This window comes from Pseudoclavibacter helvolus, from assembly GCF_014191305.1.
Classification (GTDB): domain Bacteria; phylum Actinomycetota; class Actinomycetes; order Actinomycetales; family Microbacteriaceae; genus Pseudoclavibacter; species Pseudoclavibacter helvolus.
The window spans coordinates 253244-279015 of record NZ_JACHWJ010000005.1 but is presented as its reverse complement, the minus strand read 5'-3'; the positions used below and the strand labels follow the sequence as shown (position 1 = coordinate 279015).

Here is a 25772-nt window from a genome sequence, read left to right as displayed (position 1 = left end):
TGGCGCCGCACGCTTCCTGGTCATGATCAGGTGATCCACGTTCGCGCGGCCTATGCTGACGAACTCGACGTACGCTCCGGGGGAGGCCCGCACCTGTGACGACTTCTCGACGACGGGGAAGCAGCGAGAAGCGCTTCGACCGAGCCGGTGACGACGGCATCCTTCATCCGGATGCACGCGGCGGGGTCGCCCAGCACGGTCGGCTGCCAGTCACCACGGCTGCTGGATCTCTCGGCAAGGGGGTGCTGGTTGCACTCTCGGTGGTGCTCGTCAGCGTGCTCTCGGTCGGTGGCATCGCGCTTGCCGGGCTCCTCGGCAACCTCGACCTGCTTCCCGATCCGGGCGGGGACAATCCTCCCGTCGCGTTCGACGAGATCGAGGGCGGCTTCAACGTCCTGCTCGTCGGCAGCGATGATCGCACCGGCCAGGGCGCTGCGTTCGGCGAGGGTGACGAAGACGCCTCGGGAGTGCTCAACGACGTCAACATGCTGCTGCACGTGTCGGCTGACCGTACGCATGCATCCGTCGTCAGCATCCCGCGCGACACCATGGTCGATCAGCCCGCCTGCACCAACGACCAGGGTGTGCAGATGGAGGAGCGCTTCGAGGTGCCGATGAACAGCATCCTCGGTGAGGGCGGCATGGGCTGCGTCGTGGAGACCGTCGAGGCGATGAGCGGGCTCGACATTCCGTACGCGGCGATGGTGAAGTTCCTTGGCGTCATCGAGATGTCGAACGCCGTCGGCGGCGTGGACGTGTGCGTCGCGAACGAGATCAGCGACGACTACGTCGGGCTCTATCTGCAGCCGGGCAACTACTCGCTGCAGGGCGAGGATGCGCTGAAGTTCCTCCGCACCCGCCACGGCGTCGGTGGTAGCGACCTGCAGCGCATTGCGAACCAGCAGGTGTTCCTGTCATCCCTCATCCGCGAGGTGAAGAGCGCTGGCACGCTCACTGATCCGACGAAGCTGTACGGTCTGGGGCAGGCCGCGACGCGCAACATGACGATGACCAAGTCGCTCGCCGAGATTCCCACGCTCATGGGCATGGCGTCGGCGCTCAACCAGGTCGACCTGTCGAAGATCGCGTTTGTGCAGCTCCCGACGGCTGACTACGACGGCTCGCGGGTCATGCCGCTCGAGCCCGAGGCGACCGACATGTGGAACCTGCTTGCGGCCGACCAACCGCTTAACGTGGCCGGGGCGCCGACGGGCGAGGACGGCGCGGCTGCCGAGGACGGAACCAGTGATGGAGCTGGCGAGGACGCGGCGACGGATGCACCGGTCGACCCGGCTGCTCCGGTTGCGACACCCGCACCGACGTTCGCTGGTCAGGCCGCGGACCAGGAGTCGTGCTCGAACCCGACGGCCCTGTTCGGGTAGCTGGTCGAACCCTGGCCTACACCTTGAGGCTTGTGAGCGTCGTGATCGCGATGGCGACGACGCCCGCGTTGTAGAAGTAGCTGAGCACGTTGTGGACGAGCACCAGCCATCGCATCCGCTGCGACTGCACTGTCACGTCCGAGGCCGCGAACGACGAGCCGACAGTGAACGAGAAGTACAGGTAGTCGAGCAGGGTGGGCGCGCGGTTTTCGTTGGATGCGCGAGGGAAATCGAGCCCTTGCTCGTCGGAGTGTGCCTCGTCGACATGGCGATAGATGTTCGCGTAGGCGATCTGCAGCATGAACCAGGAGATGACGATCGCCACGCCTGGCAGCACGATGAGGAGCTGCGTGAACACCATCTTTAGGGTCTCTTCGTCGACGCCGCCAGGGGTCTCGACGTCGGAGAGCAGGTCGTGGACATCAAAACCGCGGCTCAGAACGAGCAGCACCGCGGCGAAGATGCCGACGAGGGCAGCGCAGATCGGCATCACCCAGGAAAGCGCTCGAGATACGGCGGCAAGCCCGCGTGGCAGGCGAGCTGCCGGCTGTCGAATATCCCGACGCGAGGCGAGGAACAGCGTGATGCAGCCACCCACGATGTAGACCGTGCTCAGGAGGGCCCAGGCGGGGAGCAGGAAGAGGAAGTTCTCTCCGCCCGCCACGAAGTTGCCGATGAACGAAGCGGCCAGCACCACGATGAGGATCTCGATGACGATGCTGGAGAGCTGCCTCAGTGTCGAGATGGTTCTGGTCCGAGAGCCGAGGCTCGAGGTGTGTTGCACGTGGTGGATCTTTCGTCCTGAAGTCACAGGGGCGGCGCCTGGTGGGGCGTGCGCGGCGCCGAAACGGGCGTCTCCAGCGATTTTGCACGCTCGGTTCGGAACTTGGCTCGCGACCCGCTACGATGGGTGAGTCTTGGAGACGTCGCATAGTCCGGCCGAGTGCACCACCCTGCTAAGGTGGAGTCCCCTTTGAGGGGACCAGGGGTTCAAATCCCCTCGTCTCCGCCAAGATGGCCCTTCGGGGTCAGCCAGCTGGCCTTCGGGTCAGCCAAGATCATTCGATCCACATGAAGCCCCGGTTCGAGCCTCGCTCGTGGCCGGGGTTTCGTGCATCCGGAGGTTTCGTGCATCCGGAGCGCGTGCTCGGCTCGGGGCGACCTTGGGAGCTGCTCGAGCTCGGCATAGGGTTGTGGAGACCCGCCCCCGCTCCGCAGAACCATCGAGAGGTCGCATGCCAGAACGATCGTCCACCCCCAAGATCGCTTTCCTCGATGTCGACGGGACGATTCTCGACCACGGGCGCAGGATCGCGCCATCCACGGTGCGCGCGGTCCGAGAGGCTCGCGGCGCAGGCCACCTCGTGTATCTCTGCACGGGTCGTGCCGCCGGCCACATCCCTGAAGCCGTGCTTGAGATCGGATTCGACGGGGCGGTGACAAACGGGGGAGCGTTTGCCGTAGCTGGCGACGTTCCTGTCCACGGTGAGACGATGCCGCGTGCGGAGTTGGATGCGCTTGTCGCCCACTTCGAGGAGCACGGACTCCACTACATGCTCCAGAGCAACAGGCGCGTCTACGCACCGGCGAGCACTCAGGCCGCCATCAAGCGGCACCTCGCGACGGCTCAGGTCGACCGGGTGGAACCTCAGACTTCCCCGCAAGCTGGATTCTCGGCCGAGCCGATCGAAGAGGCGCCGCTGGACGAGATTGCGAAAGCGGTGTTCTTCACTGAAGAAGCTGGTGCTGTCGATCGCGCGCGGGCGGTGTTCGGCGAACGATTCCACATCGTGCGCGGAAGCATGCCGCTACCTGGTGGTTCGGACGGAGAGATTGGGCTGCGCGGAACGACGAAGGGTGCCGCGATCGAGAAGGTGCTCGCGCACCTCGGAATGGTCCCCGCAGATGCGATCGGCATCGGCGACAGCTGGAACGACATCGAGATGTTCCAAGTGTGCGGAGTCGGAGTGGCGATGGGGAACGCCGATCCCGAACTCCAGAAGCTCGCAGATGAGGTCACGACAAGCGTGCTCGAGGATGGCATCTTCAACGCGTTTGCGCGTCACGGCCTCGTGTCGGTGGGCTCGCTCACCACGAGCTGAGGCCCGTGCTCTGCGTCGTTCCGGGCGCTGTACCCAGTTGCGACACGCCCGGGTTTCGACCTGGCTTGACCCTCGGAACGGAACGAGGGTAAGTTACACAGGTTGCTTCCGAGCGGCAGGGAAACCGGCCGGGAAGAGGTACACGAAACTGAACATCAGGACCAGGAACGTCCAGTAGCAATTGCGAATCTCGCACAGCTCAAGTTGACAAGGTTCCAATCCTGATCTAAGTTAGAGAGGTTGCTCTCGGGAGAAGGTCGAATAGGCCGGAAACGAGAAGCGTCCGATTCTTGAGAACTCAACAGCGTGCACTATGTCAAATGCCAATTTGATCCCGTGCCTCTTCTTTTGGAGGGGTAGCCTCTCTTTTTGAGGGGTAAGGATTCCTTTTGGAAACATATTTGGACAATACAAGTCAGTACTGAACTTTCGGGTTTGGTGTTGTTTTGTTTTTTGTCAGTTTCAAACTTGTCATTGCACTTTGTGTGGTGGCGTGATGTTTACCGGCGAGTCTTTGGGCTTGTTTGGTTGTTATTCATTTACGGAGAGTTTGATCCTGGCTCAGGACGAACGCTGGCGGCGTGCTTAACACATGCAAGTCGAACGATGAAGCCCAGCTTGCTGGGTGGATTAGTGGCGAACGGGTGAGTAACACGTGAGCAACGTGCCCATAACTCTGGGATAACCTCCGGAAACGGTGGCTAATACTGGATATCTAACATGATCGCATGGTCTGTGTTTGGAAAGATTTTTTGGTTATGGATCGGCTCACGGCCTATCAGCTTGTTGGTGAGGTAATGGCTCACCAAGGCGACGACGGGTAGCCGGCCTGAGAGGGTGACCGGCCACACTGGGACTGAGACACGGCCCAGACTCCTACGGGAGGCAGCAGTGGGGAATATTGCACAATGGGCGAAAGCCTGATGCAGCAACGCCGCGTGAGGGATGACGGCCTTCGGGTTGTAAACCTCTTTTAGTAGGGAAGAAGCGAAAGTGACGGTACCTGCAGAAAAAGCACCGGCTAACTACGTGCCAGCAGCCGCGGTAATACGTAGGGTGCAAGCGTTGTCCGGAATTATTGGGCGTAAAGAGCTCGTAGGCGGTTTGTCGCGTCTGCTGTGAAATCCCGAGGCTCAACCTCGGGTCTGCAGTGGGTACGGGCAGACTAGAGTGTGGTAGGGGAGATTGGAATTCCTGGTGTAGCGGTGGAATGCGCAGATATCAGGAGGAACACCGATGGCGAAGGCAGATCTCTGGGCCATTACTGACGCTGAGGAGCGAAAGCATGGGGAGCGAACAGGATTAGATACCCTGGTAGTCCATGCCGTAAACGTTGGGCGCTAGATGTGGGGACCATTCCACGGTTTCCGTGTCGTAGCTAACGCATTAAGCGCCCCGCCTGGGGAGTACGGCCGCAAGGCTAAAACTCAAAGGAATTGACGGGGGCCCGCACAAGCGGCGGAGCATGCGGATTAATTCGATGCAACGCGAAGAACCTTACCAAGGCTTGACATATACCGGAAACGTTCAGAAATGTTCGCCCCGCAAGGTCGGTATACAGGTGGTGCATGGTTGTCGTCAGCTCGTGTCGTGAGATGTTGGGTTAAGTCCCGCAACGAGCGCAACCCTCGTCGTATGTTGCCAGCACGTAATGGTGGGAACTCATATGAGACTGCCGGGGTCAACTCGGAGGAAGGTGGGGATGACGTCAAATCATCATGCCCCTTATGTCTTGGGCTTCACGCATGCTACAATGGCTGGTACAATGGGCTGCAATACCGCGAGGTGGAGCGAATCCCAAAAAGCCAGTCTCAGTTCGGATTGGGGTCTGCAACTCGACCCCATGAAGTCGGAGTCGCTAGTAATCGCAGATCAGCAACGCTGCGGTGAATACGTTCCCGGGCCTTGTACACACCGCCCGTCAAGTCATGAAAGTCGGTAACACCCGAAGCCGGTGGCCTAACCTTTTGGAGGGAGCCGTCGAAGGTGGGATCGGTAATTAGGACTAAGTCGTAACAAGGTAGCCGTACCGGAAGGTGCGGCTGGATCACCTCCTTTCTAAGGAGCACTTAGCACGCACGCTTTGTCGTGTGGAGCTGAAGTCATTTCGGTCGCAAATGTCGGCCGGTGGCGCTCATGGGTGGAACATTTGACTATGCAGTGCTCAGCGTGATGCTGGTTTAGTACGCCTCTTCGGGGGTTGGAACGGCTGGTGTTGGGTTGGGTTCTGGTGTGCACGCTGTTGGGTCCTGAGGGACCGGGCCTGCTGCTTCGCGGCTTCCTTTTTGGGGAGTTGAGTGGTGGTGGATCGGACTCTTGGGCCTTCGTTGCTCGGCTGTGTGTCGAGTGGGGTTGGTACCGATCGTATGTTGAGAACTACACAGTGGACGCGAGCATCTTGAATGCCGCAAATGTTGATCGTCTTCGGATGGTTGGGTTTGTGGTGTTCAGCAATTTTAGTCAAGAGTTTCTGAGAATGAAATGATTGGCTACTCATGTGTAAATCAAATCTTTAAGAGCAAACGGTGGATGCCTTGGCATCTGGAGCCGAAGAAGGACGTAGAAATCTGCGATAAGCCTCGGGGAGTTGATAATCGAACTTTGATCCGAGGATTTCCGAATGGGGAAACCCCGCTAGGCCCCTTGTGGTGACCTGGTGACTCCCGCCTGAATATATAGGGCGGGTAGAGGGAACGTGGGGAAGTGAAACATCTCAGTACCCACAGGAAGAGAAAACAACAGTGATTCCGTTAGTAGTGGCGAGCGAACGCGGATCAGGCTAAACCGGTCGTGTGTGATACCTGGTAGGGGTTGCACGGTCGGGGTTGTGGGACTTTTCATGCTGCTCTACCAGGCAGTGGGCGTGACAATAGCGTATAGACGAACAGCTTTGAATGGCTGACCAGAGGGGGTGCGAGTCCCGTAGTCGAAATGCGTGTATTGACGTTGAAGAGTATCCCAAGTAGCACGGGGCCCGAGAAATCCCGTGTGAATCTGTCAGGACCACCTGATAAGCCTAAATACTCCCAGATGACCGATAGCGGACAAGTACCGTGAGGGAAAGGTGAAAAGTACCCCGGGAGGGGAGTGAAATAGTACCTGAAACCGTTTGCTTACAATCCGTCGGAGCAGCCTTGTAGCTGTGACGGCGTGCCTTTTGAAGAATGAGCCTGCGAGTTAGTGATATGTGGCGAGGTTAACCCGTGTGGGGCAGCCGTAGCGAAAGCGAGTCTGAATAGGGCGATTCAGTCGCATGTCCTAGACCCGAAGCGAAGTGATCTATCCATGGCCAGGTTGAAGCGAAGGTAAGACTTCGTGGAGGACCGAACCCACCTAGGTTGAAAACTGGGGGGATGAGCTGTGGTTAGGGGTGAAAGGCCAATCAAACTTCGTGATAGCTGGTTCTCTCCGAAATGCATTTAGGTGCAGCGTTGCGTGTTTCTTACCGGAGGTAGAGCTACTGGATGGCCGATGGGGCCCAAAAGCTTACTGACGTCAGCCAAACTCCGAATGCCGGTAAGTGAGAGCGCAGCAGTGAGACTGTGGGGGATAAGCTTCATAGTCGAGAGGGAAACAACCCAGACCACCAACTAAGGTCCCAAAGCGCGTGCTAAGTGGAAAAGGATGTGGAGTTGCACAGACAACCAGGAGGTTGGCTTAGAAGCAGCCACCCTTGAAAGAGTGCGTAATAGCTCACTGGTCAAGTGATTCCGCGCCGACAATGTAACGGGGCTCAAGCACGCCACCGAAGTTGTGGCATTCATATTTATAGACAGGCCTTCGTGGTCCAGTCGTGTGGATGGGTAGGAGAGCGTCGTGTGGCGAGTGAAGCGGCGGTGGAAACCAGCCGTGGACGCTACACGAGTGAGAATGCAGGCATGAGTAGCGAAAGACGGGTGAGAAACCCGTCCTCCGAATGATCAAGGGTTCCAGGGTCAAGCTAATCTTCCCTGGGTAAGCCGGGACCTAAGGCGAGGCCGACAGGCGTAGTCGATGGACAACGGGTTGATATTCCCGTGGCCGGCGAAAAACCGCCCAAGCTAATCCAGTAGTGCTAAGAGTCCGAATCTTTTCGTCTGCCTTCGGGTGGGTGGGAAGCCTAGCGCTCGACCCCGTTCTGGTGCGGTTAGCGTATTAACAGGTGTGACGCAGAAAGGTAGCCGAACCGGGTGATTGGTTGAATCCGGGCAAGGATGTAGGGTGAGTGATAGGCAAATCCGTCACTCGTGAAGCCTGAGATCTGACGCGGAACTCACGTATGTGAGGTAGTCGGTGATCCTCTGCTGCCAAGAAAAGCATCGACGCGAGGTTTTAGTCGCCCGTACCCCAAACCGACACAGGTGATCAGGTAGAGAATACCAAGGAGATCGAGAGAATCGTGGTTAAGGAACTCGGCAAAATGCCCCCGTAACTTCGGGAGAAGGGGGGCCTGAGGCGTATAGGGATTTACTCCTGAAAGCGCATTGATGGCCGCAGAGACCAGTGGGAAGCGACTGTTTATCAAAAACACAGGTCCGTGCGAAGTCGCAAGACGATGTATACGGACTGACGCCTGCCCGGTGCTGGAAGGTTAAGAGGAAGTGTTAGCTTCGGCGAAGCTCTGAATTTAAGCCCCAGTAAACGGCGGTGGTAACTATAACCATCCTAAGGTAGCGAAATTCCTTGTCGGGTAAGTTCCGACCTGCACGAATGGCGTAACGACTTCCCAGCTGTCTCAACCGCGAACTCGGCGAAATTGCATTACGAGTAAAGATGCTCGTTACGCGCAGCAGGACGAAAAGACCCCGTGACCTTTACTACAGCTTGGTATTGGTGTTCGGTGTGGCTTGTGTAGGATAGGTGGGAGACTGTGAAGCGGGCACGCTAGTGTTCGTGGAGTCGTTGTTGAAATACCACTCTGGTCATTCTGGATATCTAACTTCGAACCGTAATCCGGTTCAGGGACAGTGCCTGGTGGGTAGTTTAACTGGGGCGGTTGCCTCCTAAAGAGTAACGGAGGCGCCCAAAGGTTCCCTCAACCTGGTTGGCAATCAGGTGGCGAGTGTAAGTGCACAAGGGAGCTTGACTGTGAGACTGACAAGTCGAGCAGGGACGAAAGTCGGGACTAGTGATCCGGCAGTGGCTTGTGGAAGCGCTGTCGCTCAACGGATAAAAGGTACCTCGGGGATAACAGGCTGATCTTGCCCAAGAGTCCATATCGACGGCATGGTTTGGCACCTCGATGTCGGCTCGTCGCATCCTGGGGCTGGAGTAGGTCCCAAGGGTTGGGCTGTTCGCCCATTAAAGCGGCACGCGAGCTGGGTTCAGAACGTCGTGAGACAGTTCGGTCTCTATCCGCTGCGCGCGTAGGAAATTTGAGAAGATCTATCTTTAGTACGAGAGGACCGAGATGGACGAACCTCTGGTGTGTCAGTTGTTCCGCCAGGAGCACCGCTGATTGGCTACGTTCGGAACGGATAACCGCTGAAAGCATCTAAGCGGGAAGCCGGCTTCAAGATGAGATTTCCATCCCTTCGGGGGAGAAGCTCCCAGTAGACGACTGGGTTGATAGGCCGGATGTGGAAGCACAGAAATGTGTGGAGCTGACCGGTACTAATAAGCTGATGATTTGATAAAACATGCACATGAATGTTGTTGCTGTTCGCGTCCACTTTGTGGTTCTCGATAGACGATCGAGAATCGACCACATGTTCTGAGCCTTCGGGTTTCGGGGTGTGTGGTTCGGAACATGATTGGTTATCCATAGTGTTTCGGCGGTCATAGCGAGAGGGAAACGCCCGGTTACATTCCGAACCCGGAAGCTAAGACTCTCAGCGCCGATGGTACTGCAGGGGGGACCCTGTGGGAGAGTAGGTCACCGCCGGACTTCTTCATGAGCCGGGGTTGGTTGTTGAGTGAGCAGAGATGCTCCTCGACCACCAACCCCGGCTTTTTTGTGCCCGAAAACAACCCCTCCACACGATTCTTCCGAGCCAGGAGCAATATGATGCCCGCTATGGGCGAATCTCGTAGGAGGAGCTCCTCGAACGCAGCCAACTCCGCTGCCCCCGGTATCTCGAAGGTCATCAACAACAACGTTGTGATCCAGATCGACGGGGCGGGACAGGAGCGCGTGCTGATGGGGCGCGGTCTCGGCTTCTAGTTGAAGCCGGGCGACCTCATCGACCCCTCGCGCGTCGAGAAGACGTTTGTGCTCGCTACTGGCACGGAGGGAGACCAGGCGCTCCAGCTGCTCAGTGCTGTGCCGTACGCGGTCGTAGAGGCCGTCATGAGCGCCGTCGATGAGGCCGAGCGGATGCTGGGGCGAGACCTCGGCAAACAGCTCCCGCTGGCCATCAGCTCGACGTGCGTGTGCCCTCGGTGGAGACGCGCGAGCCCTGCAGCAGGCCCGCCGCGGCGAGGATGTACACGAACGGCGCGAACACGGCCGACATGGTCGCGATGACGCGGTTCAGGATGGACGGCTTGTGGGCCGTCGATGCCGGCACGTTGTTCGAGATGTTGGCGTTCGACATGAGCGCCTCGTGCACCTCGCCGACGTGCGAGCCGATGACGACCTGGAACTGGCCGCCGGCCTCGACGACCGTGATGACGCCGGGCAGCGCCGCCACCTTGTCCTTGGCACCCGCGGGGGTGTCGTTCAGGACGAGTCGGAGTCGGGTCGCGCAGTGCGAGGCCGACTGGATGTTCTTCTCGCCGCCGACGAGATCAACGATCTCGCCTGCGAGCCTGGGATAGTTGCGGACTGCTTCAGCCATGGCATGCTCCATTGATGCTTGGGATGGGGACGTTCCCGAGCAGAGAGCCTGACGACATGACGGTGCACTAACAGATAGCGAGGTCGACGCCCTGCGGAGCAGCAATGCTCGCAGTGCGTTGCGTCAGCTCCACCCGGGAGCTGTGACGTGGGTTCTTGCCTCGCTGAGTAACAGGCCCGCAGTCGCCTCGAACTCTAACCGCAACATCGCGGATTCGGCAAGCACGGATGTCCAGTCCGGGCGATTCCTAGGCCGGTGTGGGCCCGCCGAGCTCCGGCGAGCCCTCGCGGCCACCGACTCCCGTGAGTCCGCGCTCGTCGAGGAGGCGTCTCGCGAGTACTGTCGATCCGGCAACCGCGGCCGGCATCGTGAAGACGGCGCCGCCCGGGACCATGAAGCAGAGTTGCGTCGCCACCCCGAAGCCGAGCAGCTGCGCGCGATTGCCGCGGATGACGGACGCTCGCTGGTCGCCGAGCAGGCGGCGCGCATCCAGTGCCCTGCCCGTGAGCTCCCGCGAGAGCACGGTGCCGTTGAGGGCGACGCCGACGATCGCGCCGGTGACCGAGCCGACGAGCGGGATCACGCCGATGACGGCCACGGTGATGGCGGCCAGGATTCCCATGCCGACGAGCCACAGGCTGCCCTTGACGGCGGCGAAGAAGCCGAGCCCCTCTCCCGGGTTCTCGTCGCCGAGGTCCCGCTCGACGCTCAGCCAGATGCGCTCGTAGAAAGGATCACCGACGGCGAGTGTGATGGCGGTGAACGTCGTGACCGAGAGGAAGACCCCACCCGCGACGATGAGGGTCATGAAGGCTATCCGGAGGGTGTTGCGCCACACCTCATCCCACTCGGCGGCCCACGGTGTCGCCCACGCGACGATGTCGTCGACGAAGAACAGCAGCGTCACGAGAGCGGCGCCGACGAGCAGGAACACGATGAGCGCCGGAATGAGTCCGAGCAGCATGAGGTGCGGCTTCTTCTTCCAGTACCCGAAGCCCTGGAAGAGCGCGCCGACGCCTGCGAAGAACTGCCCGATCATGCCACCGAGACTACTGAGGCGCGGCGGGGAAGTGGATGCATGCATCCACCGCTCCGCCGCGCCTCAGAAGTCGAGCGCGTCGTCTGACGGGGCCTAGGCGTTGATGTGCTTCGCCTTGAGCGCCTCGTACTCGCTCTGCGTGATGGCGCCGGAGTCGAGCAGCGCCTTCGCCTTCGCGATCTCGTCGGCAGGGGAGACCTGCGCAACGTCGCGGATGTAGTTCTCCTGCGCTTCCTGCGCGGCCTTGATCGCCTGCGCCTGGCGCTGGCCCATGCCGGCACCGCGCACGATCAGGTACACGAGTGGGCCGACTACCTGGAACACAAGGATGAAAATGACCCAGAGGGCTTTGTGTCAGCCCTTGAGCTTGTGGTCGCGGAAGATGTCGCTGAAGATCGAGAAGATCACCATGATGTAGGCGATGAACACGAAGAACGTGAAGCCGTACCAGATGATGTTCCAGACCAGTAGTCCATTGGAAACGCCTTTTCTACCGAGCGCGCAGGGGGGATTGGGCGGCGCCTCTGCGATCAGAATAGGGCTTACGGCGACTTCAGGAAACGACCCGGGGAATGCAATCGGGATGCGCGCCTAAAAGGCACGCATCCCGATTTTCGTCGCTGAGGAGGCGGAGCCTAGAGCGTGATGAGGCCGTTGGTCTTCGTGGTGGCGGCGTCGAAGCGCTGCTGCACGTTGTTCCAGTCGGCGATGTTCCAGAACGCCTTGATGTAGTCGGCGCGCACGTTGCGGTAGTCGAGGTAGTACGCGTGCTCCCAGACGTCGAGCATGAGCAGCGGGACGAGGCCGAACGGCACGTTGCCCTGCTGGTCGAAGAGCTGGAAGATCGCGAGCTGCTCGCCCAGCACGTCGTAGGCGAGCACTGCCCAGCCGGAGCCCTGAACGCCGAGCGCGACGGCCGTGAACTGTGCAACGAACTTGTCGAACGAGCCGAACTGCTCGTCGATCGCCGTGGCGAGCGAGCCGGTTGCCTGGCCGCCGCCGTTCGGCGAGAGGTTCGTCCAGAAGATCGAGTGGTTGACGTGGCCGCCGAGGTTGAAGGCCAGGTCCTTCTCGAGCTTGTTGACGTTCGCGAGGTTGCCGCTCTCGCGGGCTTCCGCGAGCTGCTCGAGCGCGGTGTTCGCGCCCTTCACGTACGTGGCGTGGTGCTTCGAGTGGTGCAGTTCCATGATCTCGCCGCTGATGCTCGGAGCGAGTGCTGAGTAGTCGTAGGCGAGGTCGGGAAGGGTGTAAGCGGTCATTGTCTGGCCCTCTTTCTGTCGTATTTCGTGGATTGGTTCTGGGTGGTCTGAGGCGAACGCGGTCTATTCGCCGAATGATGCGGCGTCGAGGCGACCGAATCGCCGGTTCTGGTACATGAGCGGCGGGACGTCGCTGCCGTGCAGAACTTCGAGCACCTCGGCGAGCACGATCGTCGAGCCTCCGACTTTGACGGTACTGGCGATCCGGCACCGGAGCGTCTCCCGCGCGTGGGGGAGGTAGGGCTCGCCGGTGGGGAAGTGCTCCCAGCCTTGCTCGGGGGTGAAGCGCGGGGCGCCGCTGCGGGCGAAGTCGAGGGCAAGCTGCTCTTGCCCGAGGCCGAGCAGGTTCACGGTGATGTCGCCTGCCTCGAGGAGTCCGCCAGCGCTGCCTGTCGCGCGAGTCACCGAGAACGAGAGGGTGGCCGGGTCGACGGCGACGGAGCTGATGCTCGACGCGGTGAGGCCGACGGGGCCGATCGCCGTCTGGCCGGCGATGATGGCGACGGCTGCGGGATGCTCTCGGAAGGCTGTCTTGAATTCTTCGGCCAAGGCCGCTTGGGACAACGCTGCTTGGGCCGTGGCCTCGGAGGAGGGTTCTGTCATCGAGTGGGCTCTCTGCCTGTTCTTGAGGACGGTGATCTGGGTTGCGTATGCGTTCTGACTACGAGGCTAGAACCTCAAGTAAGGTTGAAGTCAATTCGAGCGGTGGGATTTCACTGTGAACGAGACACGCAAGGACACACAGGCGCCCGAGCGCGCCTCCGATGAGCTGCTCACGGTCAGCGAGATGGTGCGCCGAACCGGCGTCGCCGCATCCGCTCTGCGCTTCTACGAGGAGCTCGAGCTCATCGCGGCCGTGCGGACGACGGGTAACCAGCGCCGGTACGCGCGGCACATGATCCGCCGGGTCTCGCTCATCTCGGTCGCGAAGCGCCTGGGAATCCCCCTGTCCGACGTTCAGGACGCGTTTGCCGACCTGCCGCGCGATGCGACGCCGAGCCAGGAGGACTGGCAGCGCGCCTCGCGTCGCTGGAAGCGGACGCTGGAGGAGCGGCGGCGGGGGATCGAGCGCCTGGAGCAGGAGCTCATGGGGTGCATAGGCTGCGGCTGCCTCTCCATGAAGGCCTGCGGGCTCCTCAACCCGGACGACGCGCTCGCCGGCGGGGGTTCAGGGCCGCGCCGACTCGACTGAACGGGCGCCGCCCCGGGGTTGGCTGCTCGGGTTGGCTACTGGCTGAGCCGGAGGCCGGAGGCCGGGCGGGCGGCTGAGTTGCGGCGAAACCGGCGGTCGTGACAAATGTCACGCCAGGAGGTGATCGCCGGCACTGGTCGCGTGGTTTCCGCGGCCGTTACTGTCGGATCAGCGGCAGAGAGTTGCCGTGAAACAGCGAACCACTGGGGGAGAAATCATGGCTGAATTCAAGGTCGGCGACACGGTGCAGATCACGGGGAACACGATGACCGGCAACGTCGGCACGGTCACGTCCAACGACGAGAAGCGTGAGAAGTACCTCGTGCTCATCAGCGCCGTCACGCAGAACTACTTCACGGCGGATGAGCTGAAGCTCTTCAAGGCGTAGTCCGTTTGCGCCGCGGGTGCCCGCTCTGGGCGTGAAGCTGGGGCGGAGACGCAGCGCGAAGAGCCGCGTCAGGCTCCCGAGGCGTTGAGGCCGTCGAGGTAGGCGTCCGTGGTGCGCTTCTGCGCAGCGCGGGCGTCTGCCTCGTCCGAGCCCGCCGCGATGGATGCATCCGCCCACGCCTCTGCGCTGAGCACGAGGAACACCCTCGCGTCTTCGCTCTGCACCCACGAGGTCGTCTCGAGGGGCACGCTTGTGCCTGTCGCGAGGTGGTGGGCGAGGCTCGCGAAGCTGAGGTCCCATCCGATGCCGGTCGCCCCGACCCCGAACTTCGGCCACGTCTCTTCGTCGGTGGGCGAGTGGTGTTCAAGGGTGAGCGTGGCATGCGTTTCGTCGACCTTCGCGAAGAGCACCTCGATGTGCGAGTGCTCGCCGTCGTACTCCCACGTCGCCGTGAAGGAGTCGGGCGCGTGGCAGCCGGTGATGTGGCCGTGCGCGTTGTCCTGCACCTGGTAGGTGCCGCCCTGGCGGAGGCTCCCGTCGACGGGAGCGAACCACTGGGCGAGGCGAGCGATCTCGGTGGCCGCTGACCAGAGCGCGCTGCGCTTCGCGGCGAACGTCTGGGTGAGGGTGATGACAACCCCGTCGTGGCCGTCGAGCTCCTGCATCCGCACCGAACGGCTCACGGCGGCGAGCTGCGTGGCGCCGTCGAACGTCGGAGTGCTGGTGGAGGCGGGCGTTGGAGTCATGTGCCCTCCTTCTGTGTCGGTGCGGGATGAGCTTCAGTGCGGCGGGGTGCGGATGCGTGCGGAACGCCAGCCTGAGCCTGTTCCTCAAGAGTCGCACCCCGGCGCATACCTTCGCAGGCTCGGCGCGGGGTTGCCTGTGACGATTACGTGAAGTTGCGGTTGCGGTCGTGCGACACCGCCGATGGGCGTGCCGCGCGAGCGCCCTTCTCGGGGACGTGCCGCTACTGCACGCGGACGGCCTGCGTTGCCGCCGTCTCGCCCTTCCACGGCAGCAGGAAGAGGGCGAGGAGCCCGGCGATGATGGTGAGGCCGCCGACCATCCAGATGACACCCGGCCAGTCGAAGTGCTGGAAGAAGACGCCGCCGAGGAACCCGAAGATGCTCGAGCCGCCGTAGTAGCCGAGGTTGTACAGGGCCGTTGCCTGGGCGCGGCCGCGGGTCGGGCAGGCCCCCGCCCAGCCGACGGCCACGGAGTGCGCGCCGAAGAAGGCGGCGGTGAAGATCGAGAGGCCCGCGATGACCAGCCACAGCTGCGGTGCGAGAGTGAGCGCGAGTCCCCCGAGCGAGACGGCAGTGGATACGAGCAGCACGATCTTCCGGCCGTGGCGGCCCGCGAGGCGCGCGATGAACGGTGACGAGAAGGACCCGGCGAGGTACGTCACGAAGACGAGGGACACGAGCCAGACGGGCAGGAAGTACGGCGCCTGGGTGAGGTGGAAGCCGAGGAAGTTGTAGACGGCGACGAACCCGCCCATGAGGAAGAATCCCTGCGCGAAGAGGCCGAGCATCCTGGTGCTCGAGAGGTGCGCGGTGATGGCCTTCCAGGCTCGACCGATACTGGCACCGAGGGTGCCGCCCGCGTGCTTCGCGAGCGGGGCGAACCCGCGGGGTTTCGGGATGAGCCAGATGAACAGCACCGCCATGGCGACGGAGATGAGCGACACCGTCAGGAGGCCGAGGCGCCAGTCGAGGAGCTCGGCGACGGGGGTTGGGACGATGCGCCCGCCGAGCCCGCCGAGGGTGTTCCCCGCCACGAAGGTGCCGGCGGCGCCCGCGGCGGCCGTCGGGTGCAGCTCCTCGTTGAGGTAGGCGATGGCGCACGCGGGGACACCGCCGAGCGCGAGCCCTTCGAGGAGGCGCAGCACAAGCGCGAGTTCGAAGCTCGGCATGAGGATCATGAGCAGCCCGAGCACGGTCGCGCTCGAGATGGAGATCGTGATGGCGCGCACCCGCCCCATGCGGTCCGCGGCGATCGACCAGGGGAGCACCGAGACGGCGACGCCGAGGGTGCCCATGGAGACCATGAGGGCGGCCGTCGCGGGGTCGATGTCGAACGTCGTCGAGATCTCCGGCAGCAGTGCTTGCGGGGCGTAGAGCTGCGCGAACGTTGCGAACCCGGCGCACAGCATCGCGAGCTGGATGCGCCGATAGTCGCGAGACCCGCCGAGGTGACCGAGCCAGGGGTTGCCTGTGGATGGGGGCTTCGGGGTGCTGGTGCGGTCGGGGGTCACTCGTTCGAGGGTACTCCGGGGGCTCAGGCTCGGCACTGTGCGACTGCATGAGGCGTCACCGATCTCTCGTTGTCCTGAACGAAGCACCGGGCGAGGGGGCAGCGCGGGGCGAGAATGGATGGATGAGCAGCGCCAGGCGGGTCAGAGACAGCATCGTGCGGGGTGTGGACGCGCTCGGGTTCGGTGCCCATGGGCTGCATGTGCTTGTCGGGACGGACGAGGCGGCGCACCGTTGGACCGACGAGGTGCGCGAGGACGTGCAGTCGGCTTCCAAGGCGGTCTGCGTGCTCGCTGCCGGCATCGCGGCTGACGAGGGACTCATCGATATTGACGCGCCGGTAGGCACCTGCTTGCCGGGTGTTGAACTCGGCAACGGCGTCGAGCTCGTCACGTTACGCCACCTCCTCACGATGACCAGCGGCATCGATCTGCCGTGGTCGGAGTCGATGATGAGCGACTGGCCCGACCTCGCCCTTGAGTTCCTGCAGCGCCCGAGCCGGGGTCGTGTCTTCCAGTACTCGAACGCCAGCACCTACACGGCGATGCGGGTGCTCGCGACGAAGGTCGGTGACGTCGCCGACTTTGTCGCGGAGCGCCTCTCCGCCCCGCTCGGGATCATCGACGTCGAGTGGGAGCTGTGCCCGAACGGCTGGATCGTCGCGGGCGGCGGCCTCTTCCTCAGCACCGAGGAACTCGCCCGCGTCGCGCGTCTCATCCGCGACCGCGGCGAGCTGGGCGGGCGGCGCCTAGTGTCGCCTGAGTGGATCGACGGGATGCACGCAGACTGGGTCGTCGCGGGGGAGCATCCGGGATACGACCGCTACGCGCTCGCGGGCTGGGGTGGGCCGGGGCAGGCCTGGCGCATCCACGGCGCCTACGGGCAGATGATGATCTTCCTGGGTGATGCCGTGGTGACGATCACGGCCTCTGACCACTTCGGTGCCGATGCGATGGCGCAGCGGATCGTGGAGACGCTGGAAGCTGAGAGGACCTCCTAGCGGATGCGGACTCTGGCGACGAGCGGCTAAGCGCGGGGTCGGCGCAGAATCCAGACGAAGTACGGTGCCCCGACCAGCGCGATCATGAGGCCGGCCGGCAGCTGCGAAGGTGCAATGAGGGTGCGCCCGAGGGCGTCGGCGACGAGCACGAACAGGCCGCCGAGCAGCATGGCGACGGGGATGACCCTGCTGTGCCGCGCGCCGACGAGGCCGCGGCCCAGGTGCGGGGCGACGAGGCCGACGAAGCTGACGGTGCCGACCGCCACCACGGAGACGGCGGCGAGCACGGCGGCGATCGCGAGCACCCCGAGTCGGGTGTGCTCGAGCTGGATGCCCAGGATGCGAGGGGTGTCGTCGTCGACCGCGAGCAGGGCGAGGTGGCGTCGCAGGACGAAGAGGAGCGGCGTCGCGATGAGGAGCGCGACGAAGACCGGGACGACGTCGGGGAGCGAGCGCCCGTAGGCGGTCCCGGAGAGCCAGGTGAGGATGCGCGGGGTCTCTCAGGGGTCGGAACGCAGCAGCAGGAAGGTGGTCACGGCCGTCAGCGCGTAGCCGCAGCCGATGCCGATGAGCACGAAGCGGTCGGGCTGCAGCCCTCCGCGCCAGGCGAGGAGGGCGACTATCGCGAAGGTCGCGAGCCCAGCGATGACGGCGAGGGCGACGAGCACTGCGCGGCCGCCTCCGCCGAGTCCCGTGGTGACGACGATCACTGCCCCGAGGCCCGCCCCTGCGGTGATGCCGAGAAGGCCCGGCTCGGCGAGCGGGTTACGGACGGTGCTCTGCACGCCGACGCCGGCGAGTGCCAGCGCGGCTCCCGCGAGGACGGCCGCGGCGATGCGCGGGGCGCGCTCGTCGAGGGCACGCGTCACGAGGTCGGGCGCCGCCTGCTGCAGCCAGAGGGCGATGTCGCCCGTCCGGAGCCAGAGGCTGCCCGTGAGCAGCCCGACGACGATGCAAGCGGCGAGGAGCGCGGCCACAATGGCGGCCACGGTGAAGAAGCGGCGCTTGGTGCGCAGAAGAGAGCGCACGGCTTGCGGGGCGCGTGCGGACCCGGCGTCGCGCATCCGCAGAGCCAGGATGACGATGACGATGCCGCCGAGCAGCGCCGTGGGGATGCCGGTCGGGATGGAGGTCGCGCCTTCTGCGCCGAGGATGGCGCGCAGGGTGGCGTCGGCGAGCAGGATGAGGAGCGCGCCCAGCAGGCCTGCCGTTGGCAGGAGGAACAGGTGGCGTCGCAGCGCGGGCACGCGGCGGGCGAGAAGCCTGGCCAGCACGGGAGCGCCGAGGCCGACAAACGCGATGGGCCCCGCGAGGGTCACCGAGATGCTCGTGAGCAGCACGGCGCAGAGCACCGCGGCGGTGCGGGTCGAGCGGACGGGAACGCCAAGCGAGGCGGCTGCGTCTTCTCCGAGGCTGAGCACGTCGAGGCGGCGCGAGAGCAGGAGCGCGAGGAGCAGCATGGCCACGATGACGGGGGCGGCTCTTGCTGACGCGTCGATGTTGAGCTGCGCGAGGGAGCCGCTGCCCCAGGCGAACAGGCCAGTGGTGTTCTCTTTGAAGAGGATCAGCAGCATCGCTGTGCCAGCGTCGAGGGCCATCGCGATGGCTGACCCGGCAAGGATGAGGCGGGTGCTCGCTGTGCCGGCCGCGCGACCCGTCAGTCCCAGCACAACGGCGGCGGCCACGAGGCCACCGACGAAGGCGACTCCGCTCGAAGCCCAGAGCGGAACGGAGACGCCGAACGCTGCCACCGCCGTGAGCGCGAAGTAGGCGCCGGCCGTCACCGCGAGCGTGTCAGGTGAGGCGAGTTGGTTGCGCGAGATCGACTGTAAGAGCGCGCCGGCGACTCCGAGCGCCACACCGACCGCGATGCCAGCACTCAGCCGGGGCAGCCGTGAGCCCGTGACGATGTCGTTGACGGAGACGCCGCCCACGCTCACCTGCTCCCCGAGGAGGGCGCGCAGCAGGCCGTCGGCGCCAAGGCCCGAGGTGCCCTGCGTGATGTGCCAGACGCTCACGCAGGCGAGCGCGACGACCAGCGCGACCAGGAGTGCGACTCCCGAGGCGGTGGTGGATGCTGTGCCCGCTCTCCGCTGGGCGGGTGCAGGCGTATCCGTCGTCGTTCCTGGGCCGTCGCCAACGGCCGCCGCGCCGGATTCGGTGCGGTGGCCGAGAGGGCGGCGGGTGATCGTCACTGCCCGACGATCACGTCCACGAAGGCGTCGATGGCCTGCTCACCGGAGCGCGGGCCGCCCGCGCCCCAGACGCCGGCCGGGAACTCGAAGGCGCGGCCGTCCTGGACAGCGGGGAGCGCCTTCCAGATGGGGCTCTGCTCGAGCTCGATGACGTAGCTGTCGGCGGTGCCGTCGTTCGCGAAGATGAGATTCGCGTCGCCGACGGCCGTAGGCCCTCGATATCGGTCTGTGCGAGACCGTACGCGGGGACGACGCCGCCGCTGCCGTACGCCTTGTCGATCTCATCCGTCCACGCGCCCGTCAGGCCGAGCTCTTCGCCGAGCTCCGTGAGGAGCGCGCCCTGCCCGTAGGGGCGGACGACGACGTTGCCGCTCTCGATCCAGCCATCGAAGAACACGAAGTCAGTGGTCTCGAGCTGAGCCTCGGCGACCTCGGCCTTCGCGTCAGCGAGGTGCTGGTCGAACTCGGCGAGCACCTGGTCGGCGCGTTCGCTTCGGCCGGTCGCGTCGCCGATGAGCGAGAAAACTTCCTTCATGTTCGCGATCTGCCCGGCACCGTCCGCGCCGATCGTCGCGAGCACGGGAACATCGCGCTCCTCGAGCTTCTTGAGGAGCTCGTCGTCGAGGCTGTACGCCTCGACGATGATGAGGTCCGGGTTGGTGCCGTAGAGGGCATCCAGGTCGGGTTCGCCGCGCTCGCCGACGTTGGTCACGCTCTCCGGCAGGGGCTCGGCGCTCACGTAGGTCGTGTAGCCGTCGGTGGATGCGGCGCCGATGGGCGTGACGCAGAGCGAGAGCAGGTCTTCCGTCTGCTGCCACTCGAGCACGGCGACGCGCTCGGCTGGAGCGTCCAGCTCGACGGTGCGGCCGAGGCTGTCCGTCAGCGAGACCGCTCCGGTCGCCGTCTCGGTCGTGTCGTCGGCGCAGCTCTGAGAGGCGACGGCGTCGCCCTCGGTGCTTGGCGCAGCCACGTCGGTGGTGCCGCAGGCGGTGAGCGCGAGCGCCGCGATGCCGGTCATGGCTGCGGCCGTGAGGGTGCGGGTTCGGGTCATTTGGCGTCCTCTCGGGAACGGTTGCTTGTGGGGAGATCTTGGGTGGGGGAGTTCGCGGCAGGGCCGCGCCGCCTGCTGCGGCTGACCGGGTCGATGCGCAGGCGCTGTGCGCTCGTCGAAGGTGACTTCCACGGGTACCTCGTAGGCGGCGCCGATGTGCTCGGCCGTGAGCACGTGCTCGGGTGCGCCTGAGGCGAGGATGCGCCCGGCGCGCATGAGCACAAGCTCGTCGGCGATGGAGGCCGCGTGGTCGAGGTCGTGCAGGACGACGCCGACGGCGACGCCGTGCACGTCGGCGAGGTCGCGGATGAGGTCGAGGGTCTCGACCTGGTAGCGGAGGTCGAGGTGGTTGGTCGGCTCGTAGAGAAGGACAACCCCGGTTTCCTGGGCCAGGCATGCGGCGAGCCACACTCGTTGGACTTCGCCGCCGGAGAGTTCGCCGACGGCGCGGTCGGCCCTGGCGCGCACGCCGGTCGCGTCGAGTGCGTGTTCGACGGCGGCCCGGTCGTCGCTGCTCATGCCCGCGAACTTGCGGCGGTAGGGGTGGCGGCCGAAGGCGATGACCTCGCGGACGCTCAGCCCCTGGGGCACGCTCCGCGACTGCGCGAAGAGCGTGACTTCCTGGGCGAACTCTCGACTGCTGGCCGCGGCCACGTGCCGGAGGGGTGCATCCGCTCGAGTGCCGTCGAAACCGCCGAACATCACCCGGCCGTCGGTGGGGGAGTGGAGTCGTGCGAGGCCGCGCAGCAGGGTCGATTTGCCGGAGCCGTTCGGCCCGATGAGGGCAGTCACGCGACAGGGCATACGGCGGATCGGACACGCACTGAGCTCAGGGGCGCCCCGCGGGGGACGCGCCGATGAGTGCGCCGGGCGTTGTGCCCATGACGCGCTTGAACGAAGCGATGAAGGTGCTCGCCTGCGCGTATCCGGTCAGCTCCGAGACCTCCTGGACGGTGCGACCTTCCGTGAGCAGGGCCAGTGCGTGGTGGACACGCAGGACTTGGCGCCATTGCGTCACCGAGAGCCCGGTGTGCGTGCGGAAGAGTCTCGAGACGGTGCGCTCGCTGACTCCCGCCAGTTTCGCCCAATCCTCGAGTGGGCGGTCGTCTGAGGGGTCGGCGAGGAGTGCTGTGACGATGGGCGCGAGCCGCTCGACGTGCGGGACGCGCAAGCTGAGCTGCTGCTCGGCGGGAGCGAGGACGTCGAAGACCACGGCCTCGGCGCGGAGGCGTGCGTCGTCGCTGAGCTCGGTTCCCTCGAGGTAGGCGAGCAGCGACGCGAGCACTGGAGTGACCTCGATGGTCATGGGGTCGGTGAAGCCGACGGGGGAGCGCGCCGGGTCGAAGAGGGCGTCGAACAGCGTGGTCTTCGCGGTAGTGCGCCCGGAGTGCAGCGTGCCGGCCGGGATCCACAGCGCGTACCCGTCCGGCACCGTCACGATGGATTCGGCCAGGCGCACGGTCATTGTGCCGCCGCGCACCCACACAAGCTCATGCAGCGGATGCTCGTGAGGTTCGAACTCGAGGGGGGACGACACGAACACGCTCTCGGAAAGGATCGCGAACGGGCCCGGGACCTCATCGGCGACCTGCACATCCGGCAGCACGCGGGTCGTGAGCTCGCGCGGCCAGGACCCGTGTCCTGTGTGTGCTCCCGGCCGCTCGCTCATGCGGCAATGCTAGGAAATCCGTGGTCGTCAAAGTGGGCTTGCGGTCGAGTTTGCGGACCGCCCTGGTCGTGTGTAAGCTATCCCCTGGTCAATCGCGCAAGCGAAAGACCGGGCGCCCGTAGCTCAACGGATAGAGCATCTGACTACGGATCAGAAGGTTAGGGGTTCGAATCCCTTCGGGCGCACAGTACAAGAGCATCAATGCTCACGTACAAAGCTCTGTGTTGAGACAGATGCAGGAAAGGCTCGCGAAAGCGGGCCTTTTTTGTTTAGCTGTTTCCAGCTTGCTGTCTCGGCTTTCCCTGTGTCCAGTTCGCCTGTGTCCAGTTCGCCTGCGTCCAGTTCACGTGGGCCCAGCTTGCCTGTCTCCGGCTCGGCTGTCTCCGGTGTGTTCGCCTCCAGCCCGAGTGTCTTCTACTCGGGTGCTCCAGATGTTCGCACTTCGTGGCTGCGACGGATCGCCGCAGGTGCCGCCTCGTAGTAGCGGTCGAGGGCACGCCGCATGACCTGCGGGGACGAGAATCCGCTCTGCTCTGCGATGTCGCGAAGCGAAAGGCTGGGGTGTCGGATGAGCAGCTGGCGTGCGCGTCGCGCGCGCTGCAACCGGAGCTTGTCCGAGATCGAGAGCCCCTCGCGTGCGTACGCGCGGTCGAGTGTGCGGCGAACGACGCCGAGCTCGCGGGCCACGTCGTTGGCCGTGAACGAGGCTGAGGGGGGGCGTTCGCCTCGATCACCGCTGAGGCTCGCTCCACGAGCCCGCCGTATTGACTCGCGGGCGCCGCTGCGCGCACCAGCGAGAGGGCAACGTTGCGAGTGAGGCTGCGGAGCACTTCGGACTCGCGGGGCGATGTAGATGGCGGTGACTTCGTGGCTTCGGCGAGGTAGTCGTGCACGGCTCGGAACACCGGCTTCGGGAGCTCCACTGTTGTCGTCCCGGTCCCTGACATTGAGAACGGTCGCACCTCGTTGGCGTCGAAACTGACGAAGACGAACGTCGCCTCGGTGTGCGCCTCGAAGGTGACGTCGCCGGCCGAAGGGGCGGCTGCCAAGATGCCGCCCTCGGTTGCGGTCGAGGTGACTCCGTTCGCCGTCAGGGACACGCTTCCCTGCGAAGCGAGCAGGAATCCGTAGCGTCGGCGTGCTTCCGGGCGGTCGCGAATCCAGGCATAGGTCGCGGGGCGCGTGGTCATCTGCAGAGCGAGGAGCGCGTCGAAGCGGATGACCGTGAGATACGCGAAAGCGGGTCCGGTGTGCCGCACTGGATGCAGTCCGAATGTCGTGAAGATGGCCTCGAACTGTGGTGTTCGCTCGCCTCTCCAGGTGAACTCGAACGTTCTGTAGCCCGGGAGTTCGTGCGGGCCCACCGTCACGGGCTGGTTCCGGCCATGCCCGGTCACGGGAGCGCCTCCGGCGGTGCGGTGTCCAGGCCATCTCGGATCTGCGCCGGTGAACGTTGGAAGTGGCGCTGGAATGCTCGGCGCATGACTTCCGCGGAGCCGAAGCCGCTGGAGGCGGCGACGTCGGTGACGGAGAGCTCCGGCCTTTCGGTGAGCAGGGTCAGTGCGTGACGTGTTCTGAGCAGGCTCAGCTCGTCGGAGAGTCGGACGCCGCGGAGGGCGGCCGCTCGCTCCAGGGTTCGGCACGATGTCTGGAGTTCTCGGGCGACGTCGTCGATGCTGAACAGTGCGGAGTGGAAGCGGGTTTCGAGGATTTCGAGAGCGCGTCCGGCGGTGTCATCGTCTGCGAGGTTCGGCAGGCTGGCTTGGACGAGCGCTTGGGCTGAGTTGAGGGTCAGCTCGTGGAGCAGCGCGATCTCGGCGGCGTCCGCGTCGGGTGCGCCTTGGGTGGCCGAGGCGAGGAGCGCGTAGGTGGCGCGGAACATCGCAGTTCTGGGCGGGAGCTTGCGGGCCGGCACGATCTCCTGTGACGCGGCAGCTGTGCCGGGGTCGAGGGTGATGCACACCAGTTCAACCGAGTCCTCGGCGACCCAGCTGACCGCGCCGCTGCTGGGGCTGACGAGCGCTATGTCCTCCGGGCCAAGCGCGAGGGTGCCCGTGGAGTCGGCCAGGTTGACCTTCCCGAGTCGCACGAGCACGAAGAGCAGGCTCTGGTGCGACGACGGGCCGTTTCGATTCCACGTGGCTCGGATGCCTCGCCCCTGGCCGAACCCGAGCGCATGGGTGTCGAACTGGACGACGCGGATGCGGGACGCTGAGTCGCTCGACAGCGACTGGAGGTCGAGGTCCGTGAGGTTGAGTGTGGATGGGTCGCCGATCTGCTCCGTGCCGCGCGTCGCGTAGCTGACGGAGGAGTACATGGTGGTTCCTGTTTCCCGCTCTGCCGTTTTGCCGCATCCGGTTGTTGCATCCGGGCTCATTTTCCTCGGTTGCGGTGACATTTGAGTCACCCCGGCCGTTGCGCTCTGGGGAGGCTGGGCCTATCGCGTGAGGTGACCAGACGCCATCGTTGGCCGATCCGCTCCTCATCATGGCTCGAAGCGATCGAACGGCGCAATGCGGGCGGGCTTGTCCTGGTTACCCGATGATCGAGAGTCGAGTCTGCTCGAGAACTTTCGGTGCGCAGCCCTCCCTGTTTGGTGTCGGTGGCTCGAGTTCAGGTGCAGCTCGTAGGCTGGTTGGGTTGCCAAACCACTGGGGGAGACGTTGCGTACACGATCGATTGTTCTGAGTGCCGCGGGTGTGCTGGCCGCTGGATTCCTGCTGAGCGGATGCACGCTCGCGGAGCGCATCGGGTCGGGCCCGTCCGAGTCGCCTGCCGCATCCGCGAGTACCGAGGCGAGCGCGACGGCGGTGCCTGCAACCCCCGCGCCGACGGTCTTCCCGCTTGCCGAGGGGCTCGAGGGCGATGCGCTTGTGTGCCAGGACGCCAACGCCGCGACGGATGCGATGTTCTCGCTGTCTGCGGACGGCGCGCGCTATGACGGCGATGAGGAGTCCGGGGCTCAGTTCACGGCCGCCGTGGACCAGCTGCTCTCGTCCCGGGACGCTGCGGCCTCCGACCCGGCCGTCGCCGATGCCATCGGCCGTCTCGTGTTCACATTCACGGGGCGAGCTTCCGACCGAGACGATTGGCTCATTTGGGATGCTGCGAAGGCCCACGCGGCTGACCCGGATTCGGGAACCGTGGATGACGCTCTCGACGCGGTCGACGACGCGTGTGACGACGTCGGCTACGACTGGGTCGACTGGGAGCCGCGCACCTAGCGCTGTGCTTGTAGCGCTGTGCTTCTAGCGGGGTGCCCCAACTACCCGACGGGAATTGTGGCGACATCGCCGAGTGAGGTGACTCTCCACGTTCGTGCTCCCACGGGCGTCTGCAGCCTCGTGCTTGTCTACACGAGCTACGAGCTACGGCTGCCCTCGGCTGTCACGGCGCACGACCTGACGGTGACCATCGACTACTGGCCGACGGGCGCGAGCCGCATACTTAAATTGGAGTGACCCGCCGGGTCAAGCTTCGAG

20 protein-coding genes, 2 tRNA genes, 3 rRNA genes and 2 pseudogenes are annotated in these 25772 nt (G+C 64.4%); 13 read left to right on the top strand and 14 right to left on the bottom strand.

The window, feature by feature from the left end:
- The first annotated feature begins 95 nt into the window (after window positions 1–95).
- A complete protein-coding gene (locus tag FHX72_RS16070) occupies window positions 96–1382 on the top strand; it encodes an LCP family glycopolymer transferase (protein WP_183626427.1) in 1287 nt (428 codons plus the stop codon).
- A gap of 16 nt (window positions 1383–1398) precedes the next feature.
- On the opposite strand, the gene FHX72_RS16065 is transcribed toward FHX72_RS16070, so the two are convergent.
- A complete protein-coding gene (locus tag FHX72_RS16065) occupies window positions 1399–2193 on the bottom strand; it encodes a DUF1345 domain-containing protein (protein ID WP_183626425.1) in 795 nt (264 codons plus the stop codon).
- A 108-nt stretch (window positions 2194–2301) separates the two neighbouring features.
- On the opposite strand from FHX72_RS16065, the gene FHX72_RS16060 reads away from it, so the two are divergent.
- The 6 genes from FHX72_RS16060 to FHX72_RS16035 all read left to right on the top strand — a co-directional run bounded on the left by FHX72_RS16060 (window position 2302) and on the right by FHX72_RS16035 (window position 9626).
- Window positions 2302–2394 (top strand) — tRNA-Ser (locus tag FHX72_RS16060).
- Between the two features lie 223 nt (window positions 2395–2617).
- On the top strand, window positions 2618–3484 hold the full coding sequence (locus tag FHX72_RS16055) for a Cof-type HAD-IIB family hydrolase (RefSeq protein WP_068477923.1): 867 nt from the start codon (window positions 2618–2620) through the stop codon (window positions 3482–3484).
- 538 nt (window positions 3485–4022) lie between these two features.
- Window positions 4023–5542: ribosomal RNA gene (locus tag FHX72_RS16050) — 16S ribosomal RNA — on the top strand.
- Window positions 5543–5986: 444 nt separating this feature from the next.
- Window positions 5987–9100 (top strand): 23S ribosomal RNA (locus FHX72_RS16045).
- A gap of 133 nt (window positions 9101–9233) precedes the next feature.
- A 5S ribosomal RNA gene (rrf, locus tag FHX72_RS16040) occupies window positions 9234–9350 on the top strand.
- Together the 16S, 23S and 5S rRNA genes form the textbook arrangement of a ribosomal RNA operon.
- Before the next feature lie 129 nt (window positions 9351–9479).
- Window positions 9480–9626 carry a CAT RNA binding domain-containing protein gene (locus FHX72_RS16035; protein ID WP_183626423.1) on the top strand — a complete coding sequence of 49 codons (147 nt, stop codon included), beginning with the start codon at window positions 9480–9482 and terminating at the stop codon, window positions 9624–9626.
- Between the two features lie 193 nt (window positions 9627–9819).
- Here FHX72_RS16035 and FHX72_RS16030 read toward each other — a convergent pair whose 3' ends face one another.
- The 6 genes and pseudogenes from FHX72_RS16030 to FHX72_RS16010 form a co-directional block, all read right to left on the bottom strand.
- Window positions 9820–10242 carry a PTS transporter subunit EIIB gene (locus FHX72_RS16030; protein ID WP_183626421.1) on the bottom strand — a complete coding sequence of 141 codons (423 nt, stop codon included), beginning with the start codon at window positions 10240–10242 and terminating at the stop codon, window positions 9820–9822.
- A gap of 247 nt (window positions 10243–10489) precedes the next feature.
- Window positions 10490–11281, bottom strand: a complete 792-nt coding sequence (locus FHX72_RS16025; protein ID WP_183626419.1) for an EI24 domain-containing protein — start codon at window positions 11279–11281, stop codon at window positions 10490–10492.
- A gap of 93 nt (window positions 11282–11374) precedes the next feature.
- On the bottom strand, window positions 11375–11554 hold the full coding sequence (locus tag FHX72_RS19820) for an SHOCT domain-containing protein (RefSeq protein ID WP_338110162.1): 180 nt from the start codon (window positions 11552–11554) through the stop codon (window positions 11375–11377).
- A 15-nt stretch (window positions 11555–11569) separates the two neighbouring features.
- Window positions 11570–11626: pseudogene (locus FHX72_RS19815) on the bottom strand (hypothetical protein); the annotation flags it as partial.
- Between the two features lie 290 nt (window positions 11627–11916).
- Window positions 11917–12540: a superoxide dismutase gene (locus FHX72_RS16015; RefSeq protein ID WP_068476907.1), complete on the bottom strand. Its 624-nt coding sequence runs from the start codon at window positions 12538–12540 to the stop codon at window positions 11917–11919.
- Window positions 12541–12603: 63 nt separating this feature from the next.
- Window positions 12604–13089, bottom strand: a complete 486-nt coding sequence (locus FHX72_RS16010) for a flavin reductase family protein (RefSeq protein ID WP_244964318.1) — start codon at window positions 13087–13089, stop codon at window positions 12604–12606.
- A 169-nt stretch (window positions 13090–13258) separates the two neighbouring features.
- Here FHX72_RS16010 and soxR point away from each other — a divergent pair, with 169 nt between their 5' ends.
- Entirely contained in the window at window positions 13259–13732 is a 474-nt protein-coding gene (soxR, locus tag FHX72_RS16005) for a redox-sensitive transcriptional activator SoxR (RefSeq protein ID WP_268873977.1), read from the top strand.
- Between the two features lie 217 nt (window positions 13733–13949).
- Window positions 13950–14120, top strand: a complete 171-nt coding sequence (locus FHX72_RS16000) for a KOW domain-containing RNA-binding protein (RefSeq protein WP_183626418.1) — start codon at window positions 13950–13952, stop codon at window positions 14118–14120.
- 68 nt (window positions 14121–14188) lie between these two features.
- Here FHX72_RS16000 and FHX72_RS15995 read toward each other — a convergent pair whose 3' ends face one another.
- Window positions 14189–14866: an SRPBCC domain-containing protein gene (locus FHX72_RS15995; protein WP_183626416.1), complete on the bottom strand. Its 678-nt coding sequence runs from the start codon at window positions 14864–14866 to the stop codon at window positions 14189–14191.
- A 221-nt stretch (window positions 14867–15087) separates the two neighbouring features.
- Window positions 15088–16377, bottom strand: a complete 1290-nt coding sequence (locus tag FHX72_RS15990; RefSeq protein WP_338110152.1) for an MFS transporter — start codon at window positions 16375–16377, stop codon at window positions 15088–15090.
- A 122-nt stretch (window positions 16378–16499) separates the two neighbouring features.
- Here FHX72_RS15990 and FHX72_RS15985 point away from each other — a divergent pair, with 122 nt between their 5' ends.
- Window positions 16500–17375, top strand: coding sequence for a serine hydrolase domain-containing protein (locus tag FHX72_RS15985; RefSeq protein ID WP_183626414.1), 876 nt, complete (start codon window positions 16500–16502; stop codon window positions 17373–17375).
- 26 nt (window positions 17376–17401) lie between these two features.
- On the opposite strand, the pseudogene FHX72_RS15980 reads toward FHX72_RS15985, so the two are convergent.
- The 3 genes and pseudogenes from FHX72_RS15980 to FHX72_RS15965 all read right to left on the bottom strand — a co-directional run bounded on the left by FHX72_RS15980 (window position 17402) and on the right by FHX72_RS15965 (window position 22290).
- Window positions 17402–19393 (bottom strand): annotated as a pseudogene (locus FHX72_RS15980) (iron ABC transporter permease).
- 187 nt (window positions 19394–19580) lie between these two features.
- Entirely contained in the window at window positions 19581–21413 is a 1833-nt protein-coding gene (locus FHX72_RS19810) for an ATP-binding cassette domain-containing protein (RefSeq protein WP_338110151.1), read from the bottom strand.
- Between the two features lie 37 nt (window positions 21414–21450).
- Window positions 21451–22290, bottom strand: a complete 840-nt coding sequence (locus FHX72_RS15965) for an AraC family transcriptional regulator (protein ID WP_183626412.1) — start codon at window positions 22288–22290, stop codon at window positions 21451–21453.
- A 112-nt stretch (window positions 22291–22402) separates the two neighbouring features.
- Here FHX72_RS15965 and FHX72_RS15960 point away from each other — a divergent pair.
- Window positions 22403–22475 (top strand) — tRNA-Arg (locus FHX72_RS15960).
- Between the two features lie 229 nt (window positions 22476–22704).
- Here FHX72_RS15960 and FHX72_RS19805 read toward each other — a convergent pair.
- Both FHX72_RS19805 and FHX72_RS15950 read right to left on the bottom strand, forming a co-directional pair.
- On the bottom strand, window positions 22705–22977 hold the full coding sequence (locus FHX72_RS19805) for a helix-turn-helix domain-containing protein (protein ID WP_183626410.1): 273 nt from the start codon (window positions 22975–22977) through the stop codon (window positions 22705–22707).
- A gap of 706 nt (window positions 22978–23683) precedes the next feature.
- Window positions 23684–24607 (bottom strand): helix-turn-helix domain-containing protein, encoded by a 924-nt coding sequence (locus tag FHX72_RS15950; protein ID WP_183626408.1) that lies wholly within the window; start codon window positions 24605–24607, stop codon window positions 23684–23686.
- A gap of 346 nt (window positions 24608–24953) precedes the next feature.
- Between FHX72_RS15950 and FHX72_RS15945 the strand changes: the two genes are divergently transcribed.
- Window positions 24954–25514 (top strand): hypothetical protein, encoded by a 561-nt coding sequence (locus FHX72_RS15945; RefSeq protein WP_183626406.1) that lies wholly within the window; start codon window positions 24954–24956, stop codon window positions 25512–25514.
- A gap of 78 nt (window positions 25515–25592) precedes the next feature.
- Window positions 25593–25751, top strand: coding sequence for a hypothetical protein (locus tag FHX72_RS15940; RefSeq protein ID WP_183626404.1), 159 nt, complete (start codon window positions 25593–25595; stop codon window positions 25749–25751).
- Window positions 25752–25772: the final 21 nt, after the last annotated feature.

What these genes read in the sequence shown, in the direction of transcription:
- FHX72_RS16055 (WP_068477923.1), top strand. Translation starts at nt 2,618, where the DNA reads ATGCCAGAACGATCGTCCACCCCCAAGATCGCTTTCCTCGATGTCGAC.
- FHX72_RS16035 (WP_183626423.1), top strand. Translation starts at nt 9,480, where the DNA reads ATGGGCGAATCTCGTAGGAGGAGCTCCTCGAACGCAGCCAACTCCGCT.
- FHX72_RS16030 (WP_183626421.1), bottom strand. Translation starts at nt 10,242, where the DNA reads ATGGCTGAAGCAGTCCGCAACTATCCCAGGCTCGCAGGCGAGATCGTT.
- FHX72_RS16025 (WP_183626419.1), bottom strand. Translation starts at nt 11,281, where the DNA reads ATGATCGGGCAGTTCTTCGCAGGCGTCGGCGCGCTCTTCCAGGGCTTC.
- FHX72_RS19820 (WP_338110162.1), bottom strand. Translation starts at nt 11,554, where the DNA reads ATGGGCCAGCGCCAGGCGCAGGCGATCAAGGCCGCGCAGGAAGCGCAG.
- FHX72_RS16015 (WP_068476907.1), bottom strand. Translation starts at nt 12,540, where the DNA reads ATGACCGCTTACACCCTTCCCGACCTCGCCTACGACTACTCAGCACTC.
- FHX72_RS16000 (WP_183626418.1), top strand. Translation starts at nt 13,950, where the DNA reads ATGGCTGAATTCAAGGTCGGCGACACGGTGCAGATCACGGGGAACACG.
- FHX72_RS15995 (WP_183626416.1), bottom strand. Translation starts at nt 14,866, where the DNA reads ATGACTCCAACGCCCGCCTCCACCAGCACTCCGACGTTCGACGGCGCC.
- FHX72_RS15985 (WP_183626414.1), top strand. Translation starts at nt 16,500, where the DNA reads ATGAGCAGCGCCAGGCGGGTCAGAGACAGCATCGTGCGGGGTGTGGAC.
- FHX72_RS15965 (WP_183626412.1), bottom strand. Translation starts at nt 22,290, where the DNA reads ATGAGCGAGCGGCCGGGAGCACACACAGGACACGGGTCCTGGCCGCGC.
- FHX72_RS15950 (WP_183626408.1), bottom strand. Translation starts at nt 24,607, where the DNA reads ATGTACTCCTCCGTCAGCTACGCGACGCGCGGCACGGAGCAGATCGGC.